The following is a 12406-nucleotide window of genomic DNA, read 5'->3' as shown; positions in this document are numbered from 1 at the left end:
AAAACGATGTTGCGTATCCTGCTGTTTATCGCCTGCTGTTTTGCTGTGCCGCTCTCCCTGGCGCGCACCGTGACCGACCATTCGGGCAATATCGTCAATATACCCGATGAGCCGCTGCGCATCGTCTCTCTGCACGACTGGACGCTCACTGTGATGACGCATGAACTGGGCGCGCCGCTGATTGCGAGTACCGGGCGGCTTGCCGCCGACGGCAGCCAGTATATGCGCGGCGCACGCGAGCTGTTCGGGCTGGATTTTTCGCAGATCGCGCTGGCGTCCATACATGGGAAACTGGATTTGGAGCGGCTGCGGGCGCTCAAGCCAGATCTCATTCTCGCCAACACCGGTGATTACGCCGCGCTGAGATCGCCACTGTCGAGCATCGCGCCAACGCTACTGTTTAACCCGGAACAGGGCCGCCCAATGCTCGATCTTTATCAGGATCTGGCCGACTGGCTCGGCAAGACGGCGGAATTTGATGTGTTAAAGCAGCGTTACACTGCGCAGGCGACCGCGCTGCGCGAGCGGCTGACTGTCCCCGGCACCTATGTGGCGTTGCTGGTTAATGGCCGCGACGGGACGATACAGATCCTCAAAGAATATGGCGCGCTGACTACGGTCATGGACGATCTTGGTCTGCGCCGCATGCCGATTATCGATACCATCCCCGCGGGGACCGATCGGATGACCATCGGCGCGGAGCTTATCGAGGCTATTGACGCGGACTATATCGTTACCTCGTATTTGCCGGATCAGGGCGAAGACGCACAGAGCATCGATCGGGATTTCGATCGGATTGCGCCGGGGGCGCGCGATTTTTTGCAGGCGTTCGTTAATCAACGTGTACTCCGTTTTTCGCGCTATGAAGTCTATCCACCGAGCTTTAAAGGGCTGGAAATGACGCTGAAAAACGTCGAATCCGCCATCGCCGCCAGGTAGTCCGTTCTGAGCGGATAAGATGCGCAACGCATGTTTTCACGTGCGGATATTACCGCCAGCATTGACTTTATCTGTACAAAATTCGCCATAACATGCGGCATAAAAAAAGCCAATCGAGATATCGATTGGCTTTCAGCAGTCAATAAAAGTGCATGACGGGTCAAGGATTATCCCGCTTCATATTCCCGCTCATGGCGAGCGGAATAGGCTTCCTTTCTTAGCCTCCGCAACACATTTTCCGCCTGTTGCAGAACATGCGCGCATTGCTCGCGGGTGATGGTTAACGGCGGTTCAATCCGTACCGACTTGGCGTTGTTCAATGTTCCCGCCACCAAAATGTAGTTATGGAACATTTCGCTGGAGAAGGCATACCCGATCTCATTCTTTCTGAATTCAATCGCCTGCAACAACCCCATACCGCGAACATCAACGATCAGATCGGAATAGTCGGCGGCCAGACGACGAAAACCGTCAAGTAAGAATCCCCCTTGATGCGCGGCGTTCTCCGGCAATTTTTCGCTCAGCAATACCTTGATGGTCGCCAGCGCCGCGGTACAAGCCAGCGGATTGCCGCCAAAGGTGGTGGTGTGCAGAAACGGGTTGTCGAACAGCACGGAAAACACCTTCTCCGTCGCCACCGTCGCCCCGACCGGCATCACCCCGCCGCCCAGCGCTTTCGCCAGACACAGGATGTCGGGCTGTACGCCGTAATGCTCGCAGGCAAACATCTTGCCGGTACGTCCCATCCCGGTTTGCACCTCATCCAGAATCAGCAATGCCCCCACTTCATCGCACAAGGCTCTGACCTCAGGCAAATAATTTTCCGGCGGGATGATGACGCCGCCTTCTCCCTGAATTGGCTCAAGGATAATTGCGGCAACATCGTCCCCCGTCTTCTGGCATTGATGAACCTGCTTCCTCATCGCGTCAATATCGCCGAAAGGAACATGGTGAAAACCGGGAATCAACGGCATAAAAGGTTTACGGAATTCAGACTTGGCCGTCGCGGACAACGCCCCCAGCGATTTTCCGTGGAACGCGCCCGTCGCGGCGATGAAGGTATATTTACCCCGCGGCGACTGGTAGGCTTTTGCCAGTTTCAACGCCGCTTCAACGGACTCGGTGCCGCTGTTGCTGAAGAAACTGTATTTCAGGTTACCTGGCGTGAGCGCCGCCAGCGTTTTAGCCAGCATCGATCGCAAGGGATCGAGTAATTCCTGACTATGCAAGGGTTGTTTACGCAGTTGCTTCTCCACCGCCTCTACCACCGTGGGATTACGATGACCGACGCTGAAAATACCGAAGCCGCCCAGACAATCAAGGTACTCATTGCCCTGCGTATCGACCAAGGTGTTGGGACCGCTGGCACGCCATTCGACCGCGCCGTAATCGCCCCCTGAGGTGACGGACTTTCTGTACTCTAGAAACCCCGGATTGACATATTCCCGGAAATTGTTCAACACTTCCCGGTTTAGTGAAGCCATTTCATCATGCGTTAACGTATCTTTATTGATCCATTCCAATGCCTGCTGAGAACACTCTAGCGGGTTAAGTTTTGCGTGCAATCTGGACAAAGTATGCTCCTTCGAAACTGATATCACATGATATCAGCTTAATTAATGCACAAAACACGCCAATATGCAGCGGAAAATGTCACTTTGGCAGATAAATTTGTTTCTTGCGGGCAAAATAATTTTTTTTAGCTTCTTTGCAGCATTTTAAACCTCAGCATCTTCACCCATGTAATCCGTTATCTGGCATCGAACGTGCACACCGACAAAGCATGTGCACCGTAAAAGGGCAAATTGCCTGATAACGAGGCACGGTAAACCGAACGCAAAACGGGGCGCCTGATTGACGGGATATAACGCCTGGGGAAAAGGTTGCAACCACTGGGAAACATGATTGCTCATGGCGTTCCGGCGTCATGAGCAATGAACATTGCCGTTAGAAACGATAAATATAGCCGACGCTGAGCGCGGTTTGGCTGGAACTATCAACCAGCGGGCTATCTTTGATGCCGCTGCCGAACCGGGTGGCGCTCGCATCAAGAAACAGGGTATGACGACGCGCCAGAGTATAGTCCATACGCACCCCGACCTCGACATTGGCGGTGGATTCGCCTTCATAGAAAGCGCGGTCTGCGCGCACTTCCGATGTTTTCACACCATAGTAGTAATCAACAAATTTGCTATCGACCCATTCGACGCCCATCCGCGGCGTGATGCCGAAAGCGCCGGACGCAAAGCGTCGTTCCGCCAGTAATTTGGCGCGGGTGCCTTTACTCTCGCCGGAAACGTCGCCGAGCACCTCTGCTGAAAGATCGACGATACCGGTCTTCCAGATCATTGCGCCCCCTGCCCAGACGCCGCCCTTGCGATCCTCCATGCCGGAAAGATACGGAGAGTCATCCGCATCGTAGCCGTCCCCGGCGTATTTGGCCCGCAGCCGCAGAGAAAAGGCTTCGCTGGAGTTGAGCTTCAGATCCAGCCGTGGCACGGCGGCGCTAATCCACCGGTTTTCATAAGAAAGCAGAGGCAGAGGAAGCACATCCGTATCCATATCACGATAAGGTTTCTGAACGACAGCGACGCCAGCGCCCAGCCCCCATTGTGAGGATTGCCCCTCGCCCGTGCTCGTGGTTTGCGCCACTGCCGTCGGCATCCAGGAAAGCGCGACGGCGAACGCCATTGCCGCAGAGACAGAACCGCCGACCAGCTTGAAAGAATGGGGGTGATGCTTCATTTCATAGTCCTTTTTAACGTGAGGAGGCATTCAAGGGCGTCGGGCCCCGGAAATCTGGAAAAACACATCCATCGCTCTGACCATTGCGTTTATACGCAACATTATATTAACCAACAAAACGAAACGATACTGTTTCGTTTTGTTATTGTCAATCCACAATTTAACGTCTTTAATCTTTCACTATTGTTACTTCCAATGGGTTGCCAATAAAAATAAATACTTTTTAATCAAATAATTAAAATGCGGCGCCGCTCATTTTTTCTCTAGTGCGCAACCGGCACGGTTTCTTGACAACGCCAGAACGATACTGCATCGTTTCGTAATGATTATCCCTTTTTCGCAGCAAGGAACTTGACGGAGCACTGATGTCCAGAAGCAAAACAGAAAGCGTGCGCAACGCTTTTTTGAAGGCCGCTATTGAGGTATTCCTTGAGGCGGGGTTTGAACAGTCGACGATGGATGCGATAGCGGCAAGATCAGGCAGAGCGAAATCCACCCTCTATCGCTATTTTGACTCGAAAGAAGCCTTGTTTTCCGCGTTGATCATTAAAGCGTCTCAGGGGCATGACAACGAAATCATCAATTTTCTATACCGCAGCGGAAATGGCCCGCAAACCGGCAACAGTACGGAAAATGCCGTTGATTCGCTTATTTTCCCCAGCCATGAAGCCGACTGTAAAGACGCGCTGACTCAATTCGGCCAGTACATTCTCACGCATTTTCATACGCCGCAGACCCTGGCGGTGCGGCGTATGATGATTGCCGCGGCAGCGACGCATCCAGAGATCGGCAGACAGTTCTACGAGCAAGGCCCGTCCCGTGTCATAAAACATCTTGAACAATATTTTAGTCCACTGATTGATAAGGGATATTTTCACAGCGCCGATCCCCATGTGGTTGCTTGTCATTATTTCGGTTTGCTGGAGTCAGAGGTAAGTGAAGCGGGTTTACACAATGTGATAACCCAACTGAGCGACGAGCAAATCAAGGCGATCGCCTCACGTTCGGTAACGGTTTTTATGCGCGCTTATGCGCGCGAATTTCCACAGTGAAAACACCCCCGATTATCGCTATCCATCACAGCGGCTGTCCTTTCATGGTTCTGAGTGTGTTTCATAACAGATAACGCTATTCTGTACGCTTATTGGGTTAAATAGCGATATTGCGCGTACATTTGAAACAGCGAGTTTGGAATGGATAGACTGACCAGTATGAGCGTCTTTGTCCGGGCGGTTGAAACCGGCTCCTTCACTGCTGCCGCTGAAGTGTTGACCATGTCACCGCAATTGGTGGGAAAACATGTCTCCATGCTGGAACAACATCTGGGCGTGCGGCTGATTAATCGCACCACCCGGCAACACAGCCTAACGGAGTCCGGTCGCCATTTTTACGAACGCTGTAAGATAATCCTCGCCGAAGTGGAAGCCGCGGAGTCCTTTGCTGCGCAGGCCAGAGCGATACCCAGCGGACGCTTGCGCATTAATGCGCCGGTGACTTTCGGCATCAATGCCCTGTCCCCGTTGCTGCCGCGCTATCTCAAGGCCTACCCGGATATCTCTATTGAACTGACGTTGTCAAATCGTATGGTTGACTTGATCGATGAGGGTTACGATATGGTTTTTCGCGTCGGAGAACTAATTGACAGTGGCCTGATGGCTAAAAAACTTGCTCCTTATCAGCTTGTCACCTGCGCATCGCCAGCCTATCTCGCCAGCGCGCCGCCGCTGACGCAACCACAAGATTTAGTAAACCATGAGTGCCTCATCTTTACCCATACCACCCTCAGAACGCAGTGGGTATATGAAACGGCATCCGGCATCGTACAAGTCCCGGTGACGGGACGCTTGCTTATCGACAGCGGCGAAGCAATGACTCGCGCGGCGTTATCAGGCATGGGAGTCATGATGCAACCCGTGGAATTGGTTAATCCTTTGCTAGCGACAGGAGAACTGGTGCGAGTATTAGCGGGCTATAATGTCCCCAGCCGACCGTTGCATGCGCTCTATGCGCCTGATCGCAGGCTCACCCCTAAATTACGAAGTTTTCTCGATTTTGTGACGGCGGAATTTGGTAACCGTCATAAGGAGGAATTTGGTAAACGTAATAAATAGTCACCACGCCGGGCTCGGCTTAGTAATACCGGGTCGTTGAGAGGGTGACAACGGCCCGGTATTTAAAGACAGGATAGACACATCAGGCAAACCCTATTTTCAGCCTGATTTTTTCAATGTTTCCGCAAAAATCTCACCAGAAATCGCCCAGTTTTCGGTTTTTACGTCATTGAAAATGACATACACATATTGCGGATCGACATTCGCGTGTTTGGCAATGGATTCCGTCACGTCTTTGGCAATAGCGGCCTTTGCGCTATCACGACCATCGAACATCTGAATATTAACTACCGGCATGATATTTCTCCTTTACGGTCTGATTTATCAGTTTAGCTGACATTGTGAAGAAGCATAGTCTCACAGCGATAGTTGATAAACATATCAGTGGATGACGCAGAGTAGAATATTATTCTACAATCAGGTAAAGGCGTTTTGCGCAGACAATCTCAGCAACTCATCAACGATAAAGCGCACGCCCGGCAATAAGTGACGGGAGCGCGGCCAGATAACGTTCAGTTCAGTGGGCGATGGCGCAAGCGCCGACAGTATAGGTGTCAACGTCTGTTGTTCAATAAAAGGTCGCAGCAATAACTCAGGAAACTGCACGATCCCGGCGCCCGTAATACACGCTTCAATCATGGCATCACCATCACTGATCTGATGGAAAGGCGTCGGGTTGAATTTGACATCCCGACCGTCCGCGCCTTGTATCAACCAACTCAGCGGCGAACCGCCCCGCCATGCCATCACACACCGGTGTTGAGCAAGATCCTCCAGCGTTTGAGGAACGCCGTGGCGAGCCAGATATCCGGGGGAAGCGCAGAGGATCAAATGCTGTTTATTAAGTTGGCGCGCCACCAAATCCGGGTGATCTTTCATCGCGCCAAACCGTATGGCCAGGTCGAATCCCGCATCCAGTGGATCAATCACCTTGTCATTGAAAGTCACCGTCAGCTTCAGATGTGGATAACGTTCGGTCATTCCCAACAAAATAGGCATCATAATGGAACGGCCGAATGCGGCTGGCATATCAATGCGGACCGTGCCGCAAGGTTCTGTGAGTTTAGAGCGTAACGCCAGTTCAGCCGCGTTGAGTGTGTCCAGCGCGCTGAGACAACTCGTCAGATAGGCTGCGCCTTCGGTGGTCAGACTTATCTTGCGGGTGGTGCGATGAAAAAGCGGGGTGCCAAGCTTTTCTTCAAGGCGACGGATACTTTTGCCAATGGCGGATTTGGTTATTCCCAATTCTTCCGCGGCGGCGGTGAAACTTTGCGCACTTGCCGCCGCGACAAAATACGTTATTTCTTTCAGCGTATCTGCAAGCAGTACAGGGGTCATAATTCAACGCTCAAGAAGAATATTTCAGGTAAGCATTGCAGCCTACCATAATCCGCAGCAACAGTAATTCAGTTAGTGATGAGATACTCATCACAATATTGTGTTGATGAGATTGTCAACGTCAGTTTTTTATTAAACTATGTGCGTGGATTGTGACTGCACAGCAGGCAAAACCTGATTTGGCGAAATTTCCGTTTCAATAGAAATTTCGCCAAATCAGGTTTTTTTTTCCCCTAAAATCAAGGTGGATTTGTATTATGACAACAGTAGACTCAGCATCAGCCATACTGCGTGAAATAGGTGGAGTGGAAAACATTGTTTCGCTATCCCATTGCATGACGCGTTTAAGGTTTGTATTGAAAAAAGACGATACAATTGATGATGAGCGCATCAAAAGTATCACCGGCGTAATAGGGATCTCGCGTCGAGGTGGACAATATCAGGTAATCGTTGGGACGGATGTATCCCGCTTTTACACTGATTTGATGAAACTGATAGCAGTAGATGATAATATCGGCCCGTCAGCCGAACCAAAAGAGAATCAATTAGCACCCAGTAAAACTTTTTCAATAAAAGAAATCGGAAATTCAATCCTTGATGTTATTACCGGAACCATGAGTTCCCTGCTGCCAGTGCTTATTGGCGGCGGGATGATTAAGATACTTCTCTTGGTTTTAGAGCTATTCAATGTATCGACGGAATATCCCACCATCAAACTGCTCGGCATAATCAGCGATGCCGCTTTTTACTTTATGCCCATCATGGTGGCTTATTCAGCAGCAATAAAGATGAAATGTAGCCCGATGTTATCGGTCGTCATCGTCAGTATTCTCATTCATCCTGATCTTATTGCGATGTTTACACAAGGGAATTCGTCATTCTTGACCGTGCCTGTTGTAGCTTCACATTATGCTTCATCTGTCATTCCCGCTTTCCTTATTGTCTATTTTTTATCCGTAATAGAACCGATCACCGATAAGTATATTTCAGGATGGGCTAAAACAATTTTCAAACCTATGTTGATATTACTGATTTGTGTTCCTATTTCATTGATTCTGCTGGCGCCATTGGGAAATATTATTGGTTCAGGGATCGCGTCGATAATTATTTCGGCCAGTCAGGGAAGTTTTAGCTGGTTAACATTAGGTATCTTTTCAGCAATATTGCCATTTTTGATCGTTACAGGTATGCATTGGGCGATGGTGCCCTATATGATTAGTTCATTGGGCACGACCGGACATGAATCCATCGTATTGCCTTGTATGTTGGCGGTGAATATCGGATTTTCCGCAGCCAGTGCCGCCGTTGCCTGGAAAACCAAAAATACCAATCTGAAAGCCATTTCTATCTCCGGTTTCATCACCGCGGCGATATCCGGCATAACCGAACCTGTCATTTACGGCGTGGCATTAAAACTTCGCAAGCCCTTTATTGCGACGATGATTGGGTCAGGTATAACGGGCGTCTTTATCGGTATGGTTTCGCTTAAAGCCTATTCATTTGGCGTGCCTTCTCTGGTAGCGATATTAATGTTTATGAAAAGCAGTGAGTACGCTAATTTAATTTATGCGGTTGCCGCAGTGATAATATCTTTCATACTATGCTTTATCATGACGTTAATTTTAGGATGGGATGATCCTAAAGATTAATGAAAATCAATTATACCCTTAAATAAGTAGAGATAATCTATGAAAATTGGAATTATCGGTACCGGAATGATCGTTCATGATTTACTTACCACGATCAACGATCTGGATATCAAGTTAGTCGCTATTTTGGCAACAGAAGCCACCGTAGAAGAAGGTCATAAATTAAGCGCCACCTATGGGATCCGCCACGTTTTTGTTGACTATGACCGTCTGCTGCAAAGCGATGTTGATACCATCTATATCGCGCTACCGAATCATTTACATTTTTCTTTTGCAAAAAAAGCCCTTGAAAAAGGCAAGCACGTCATTATAGAAAAACCGATTGTTCCTTATAAATCCGAGCTTATTGAATTGCAACAGATCGCTCAGGCTAACAACCTGATAATTCTTGAGGCAATGAATATTCATTACCTGCCTGCTTTTGCGTTACTGAAAGAAAAAATCAAGGCGCTAGGTGAAATAAAAATCGCCCAATTTAATTACAGTCAGTATTCATCAAGATATGCGGATTTTAAGCAAGGTATCATTCATCCTGCATTCGATCCGAAAAAATACGGCGGTGCATTGATGGATTTGAATATTTATAACATACATTCCATTATTGGATTGTTTGGTTCACCAAAATCATCGCAATACTTTGCGAATGTTGAAAAAGGAGTCGATACCAGTGGTATTCTCTATTTAGATTATGGCCAATTCAAAGTATCCAGTATCGGCGCAAAGGATTGCAAAGCGCCGATTATGATATCGATTCAAGGGACTGAAGGTAACATTGTCATAGAAAGCTCTATGAATATTCTGAAAGCGTTCACGTTCAATAAAAATACGGGTGAATCGGAATTAATTGATGGGAACGACAATAAACACCGGCTATATTATGAGTTCAACGCGTTTTCTCACATCATAGATAATTTGGATTATGAGCGCGCTCATGCTATGTTGAACATCAGTCTGATGGCTTTGGATATTATTGATTCCGCGAGAGTCAATAAAGGAGGTTGTTAAAAATGAAAAGTGATAAAATACTTACCGTTGGTTATATCGGAAATGGTAAAAGCACCAATAGATACCATTTACCTTTTGTATTACAGAGAAAAGAAAAGTTTCACGTAAAAACCATTTACTCCCCAAGTAAAGGGAAAAAAGACTGGGATGCGATCCCTGATGTTATATACACAAACGATATCAATGTTCTGTTAAACGATCCCGATATTGATCTGATCGTGGTCTGTACGCCTGCCGTCACCCATTATGAACTGGCAAAGCAGGTTCTTAATGCCAATAAGCATTGTCTGGTAGAGAAACCCTTCACTCACACCACCAGCCAGGCAAAAGAATTATTCGAATTGGCGAAAAATAAGAATCTGGTGATCCAATGCTATCAAAACAGAAGATTTGACAGCGATTTCCTCACGGTTCAGAAAGTTATTGAATCTGGAAAATTAGGCGATCTGTTAGAAGTAGAAATGCATTATGACTATTATCGGCCTTACGTCCCGGAACAGTGTAAAAAGTATGTGCAGGTTGATACCTACTTATATGGTCATGGTTGTCATACCTTAGATCAGGTATTGTCTTATTTTGGTAATCCTGATCATATTCATTATGATGTTCGCCAGTTGCTTGGCGAAGGCAGAATGAATGATTATTTTGACCTGGATTTATATTATGGCATCGTTAAAGTATCGGTGAAATCCAGCTTCTTCAGAGTAAAAGAACGTCCTAGCTTCGTCGTCTATGGTAAACGCGGGATGTTCATTAAAGAGAAAAAAGATCGACAGGAAGAACATTTAAAACTCTTTTACTTTCCTGATCACGCTGATTTTGGCATTGATAATCCCAGTGATTACGGAACCATTATTTATTATGATGCTGAAGGGACTTATCATGAAGAGAAAGTCATTTCCGAAGTAGGCGATTATGGACGTTTTCATGATGCGCTTTATGAATCCATCGTTAATGGTAAAGAAAAATTTGTTTCTGATGAGCAGACGATATTGCAAATATCCTTCCTGGAGGAAGGAACGGCTCAACTGAAATAATCGTGATCGTGGGAATGATGGGGCTTTTTGTACTTCATTCCCGCTCTTACCGTTATTTTTCCATCCTGCGTTTACGCTAATTATCCCTCTCACTTTAATCAAAACCCCAAATATTGCTTCATGTTGAATTTAAACGAATAAAGTGCTAATTTATCACGCATATTTGTTACTTCATCGGCAGGTAAAATCTGATTTTTTTCAGGTTTTTCGAGGTTATGATGAAAATTGCCAAAGTCATTAACAACAATATTGTTGTGGTCTTGGACGAAAACCATCGAGAGCAAGTCGTTATGGGGCTTGGTATCGGTTTTCAGAAAAAAGCCAGCGATATCCTTGATGTCAGCAAAATTGAAAAAGTATTTGCTTTAAAAAACGATGAAATCACATCCAGATTAAGCGAACTACTCGGCCAGATCCCTATTGACGTCATGACGACCTGCGATCGTATTATCAATTTATCCAAGCAAAAACTGGGGGAATTGCAGGAAAATATTTATATCTCACTGACCGATCACTGCTACTTTGCGCTTGAACGTCATAAGAAAGGCATAAATATCAGAAACGTATTGTTATGGGAGATAAAGCGCCTTTATCCAAAAGAATATCAACTGGGTCTTGAAGCGCTTGATATTATTGACAACCGTCTGGGCGTCAGAATGACTGAAGATGAAGCCGGCTTCATCGCATTACATCTGGTCACGGCACAACTCGGTAATGAAATGCCTGAGGTAATCCATATTACTCAAATAGTTAATGAAGTTCTGGATATCACTAAATTTCAACTCAAATTGGAATATAAAGAGGATAACTTAAGTTACCATCGCTTTGTTACGCATCTGAAGTTCTTTGCCCAGCGAATGTTGAATCGCGCTACGGTTCAGGATGACGATACCGATTTACACGCTGCGATTAAAATCAATTATGGTCAGGCGTGGCATTGTGCGGAAACGATTCAAACGCATCTACTGAATCACTATCAGTATGAATTAACAACAGAAGAAGTGATGTTTCTTGCCATTCATATCGAACGGATCCGTAAAGATGGTCAGATTTAAACCGGTTTTGTTCACGTAATGTTCTGCCCCGCCCTCATCTGATGAAACATTCGGCAATTGACCGATCATGGTAGATAAAAGGCTTGCCATCCATCCCGGACGACGCCATAATGATGCCCATTCCAGTTACTGGAAAGAAAGAAGCGTTTGAAATCAAAATGTTAGTTCATTGGCTATCTGTCATAAGAACCAACATATCCTGTACGACCGTAGCTCAGTTGGTTAGAGCACCACCTTGACATGGTGGGGGTCGGTGGTTCGAGTCCACTCGGTCGTACCAATTCATGTCCTGTCGCCGTCCCTGGCTAACTTAATAACTGTAGCCACAAGTCCTAGAACTTATCCCTACCTCTCGCTATGGCGTTGTTCATCCTTATAGAGACGCAACAGCAGCATTCGGCATACTTATCACTAACATATTGATAAATAATAACAATATAATTCAAATGACCGCCTGTTTAATCCGCGGCTAACATCATGCCGAACTAAAAAATGGTCATTAGGCTGCTACCGTTCGATCTGAGATC

Annotated in this window: 11 protein-coding genes and 1 tRNA gene; 8 read left to right on the top strand and 4 right to left on the bottom strand. The window is 47.0% G+C overall.

From position 1 onward, the window contains the following. Positions 1 to 6 precede the first annotated feature (6 nt). Complete coding sequence (locus NC856_RS00660) at positions 7 to 939, top strand: ABC transporter substrate-binding protein (RefSeq protein WP_264088474.1); 933 nt, start codon at positions 7 to 9, stop codon at positions 937 to 939. Between the two features lie 167 nt (positions 940 to 1106). Here NC856_RS00660 and ygjG read toward each other — a convergent pair whose 3' ends face one another. Together ygjG and NC856_RS00650 are read right to left on the bottom strand one after the other, a co-directional pair. Continuing rightward, the gene (ygjG, locus tag NC856_RS00655; RefSeq protein WP_264088473.1) at positions 1107 to 2513 is read right to left on the bottom strand and encodes a putrescine aminotransferase; all 1407 of its coding nucleotides are present in this window, start codon (positions 2511 to 2513) and stop codon (positions 1107 to 1109) included. Between the two features lie 373 nt (positions 2514 to 2886). After that, entirely contained in the window at positions 2887 to 3684 is a 798-nt protein-coding gene (locus NC856_RS00650; RefSeq protein ID WP_264088472.1) for a MipA/OmpV family protein, read from the bottom strand. Positions 3685 to 4049: 365 nt separating this feature from the next. On the opposite strand from NC856_RS00650, the gene NC856_RS00645 reads away from it, so the two are divergent. Both NC856_RS00645 and NC856_RS00640 read left to right on the top strand, forming a co-directional pair. After that, positions 4050 to 4736 carry a TetR/AcrR family transcriptional regulator gene (locus NC856_RS00645; protein ID WP_264088471.1) on the top strand — a complete coding sequence of 229 codons (687 nt, stop codon included), beginning with the start codon at positions 4050 to 4052 and terminating at the stop codon, positions 4734 to 4736. A 141-nt stretch (positions 4737 to 4877) separates the two neighbouring features. After that, positions 4878 to 5795 carry a LysR family transcriptional regulator gene (locus NC856_RS00640; RefSeq protein ID WP_264088470.1) on the top strand — a complete coding sequence of 306 codons (918 nt, stop codon included), beginning with the start codon at positions 4878 to 4880 and terminating at the stop codon, positions 5793 to 5795. A 99-nt stretch (positions 5796 to 5894) separates the two neighbouring features. Here the strand turns inward: NC856_RS00640 and NC856_RS00635 are convergent, their stop codons facing one another. Together NC856_RS00635 and NC856_RS00630 are read right to left on the bottom strand one after the other, a co-directional pair. Further along, a complete protein-coding gene (locus tag NC856_RS00635; protein ID WP_264088469.1) occupies positions 5895 to 6092 on the bottom strand; it encodes a tautomerase family protein in 198 nt (65 codons plus the stop codon). Positions 6093 to 6212: 120 nt separating this feature from the next. Continuing rightward, on the bottom strand, positions 6213 to 7133 hold the full coding sequence (locus NC856_RS00630; protein WP_264088468.1) for a LysR family transcriptional regulator: 921 nt from the start codon (positions 7131 to 7133) through the stop codon (positions 6213 to 6215). 257 nt (positions 7134 to 7390) lie between these two features. On the opposite strand from NC856_RS00630, the gene NC856_RS00625 reads away from it, so the two are divergent. The 5 genes from NC856_RS00625 to NC856_RS00605 all read left to right on the top strand — a co-directional run bounded on the left by NC856_RS00625 (position 7391) and on the right by NC856_RS00605 (position 12159). Then, positions 7391 to 8782 (top strand): PTS transporter subunit EIIC, encoded by a 1392-nt coding sequence (locus NC856_RS00625; RefSeq protein ID WP_264088467.1) that lies wholly within the window; start codon positions 7391 to 7393, stop codon positions 8780 to 8782. A 39-nt stretch (positions 8783 to 8821) separates the two neighbouring features. After that, positions 8822 to 9787: a Gfo/Idh/MocA family protein gene (locus NC856_RS00620; RefSeq protein WP_264088466.1), complete on the top strand. Its 966-nt coding sequence runs from the start codon at positions 8822 to 8824 to the stop codon at positions 9785 to 9787. Positions 9788 to 9789: 2 nt separating this feature from the next. Next, positions 9790 to 10824, top strand: coding sequence for a Gfo/Idh/MocA family oxidoreductase (locus NC856_RS00615; RefSeq protein WP_264088464.1), 1035 nt, complete (start codon positions 9790 to 9792; stop codon positions 10822 to 10824). Positions 10825 to 11042: 218 nt separating this feature from the next. Further along, the gene (gene licT, locus NC856_RS00610) at positions 11043 to 11879 is read left to right on the top strand and encodes a BglG family transcription antiterminator LicT (RefSeq protein ID WP_264088877.1); all 837 of its coding nucleotides are present in this window, start codon (positions 11043 to 11045) and stop codon (positions 11877 to 11879) included. Between the two features lie 203 nt (positions 11880 to 12082). Continuing rightward, a tRNA-Val gene (locus tag NC856_RS00605) sits at positions 12083 to 12159 on the top strand. The last annotated feature ends 247 nt before the right edge of the window (positions 12160 to 12406 follow it).

The organism is Brenneria izbisi (assembly GCF_025840185.1).
In the GTDB taxonomy this organism is placed as follows: domain Bacteria; phylum Pseudomonadota; class Gammaproteobacteria; order Enterobacterales; family Enterobacteriaceae; genus Brenneria; species Brenneria izbisi.
The sequence above is the reverse complement of the archived record's forward strand: the minus strand, read 5'-3'. Positions and strand labels throughout refer to the sequence as shown.

Coding starts and splice junctions, on each gene's coding strand:
- NC856_RS00660 (WP_264088474.1), top strand. CDS start 7: ATGTTGCGTATCCTGCTGTTTATCGCCTGCTGTTTTGCTGTGCCGCTC.
- NC856_RS00650 (WP_264088472.1), bottom strand. CDS start 3,684: ATGAAGCATCACCCCCATTCTTTCAAGCTGGTCGGCGGTTCTGTCTCT.
- NC856_RS00645 (WP_264088471.1), top strand. CDS start 4,050: ATGTCCAGAAGCAAAACAGAAAGCGTGCGCAACGCTTTTTTGAAGGCC.
- NC856_RS00640 (WP_264088470.1), top strand. CDS start 4,878: ATGGATAGACTGACCAGTATGAGCGTCTTTGTCCGGGCGGTTGAAACC.
- NC856_RS00635 (WP_264088469.1), bottom strand. CDS start 6,092: ATGCCGGTAGTTAATATTCAGATGTTCGATGGTCGTGATAGCGCAAAG.
- NC856_RS00630 (WP_264088468.1), bottom strand. CDS start 7,133: ATGACCCCTGTACTGCTTGCAGATACGCTGAAAGAAATAACGTATTTT.
- NC856_RS00625 (WP_264088467.1), top strand. CDS start 7,391: ATGACAACAGTAGACTCAGCATCAGCCATACTGCGTGAAATAGGTGGA.
- NC856_RS00620 (WP_264088466.1), top strand. CDS start 8,822: ATGAAAATTGGAATTATCGGTACCGGAATGATCGTTCATGATTTACTT.
- NC856_RS00615 (WP_264088464.1), top strand. CDS start 9,790: ATGAAAAGTGATAAAATACTTACCGTTGGTTATATCGGAAATGGTAAA.
- licT (WP_264088877.1), top strand. CDS start 11,043: ATGAAAATTGCCAAAGTCATTAACAACAATATTGTTGTGGTCTTGGAC.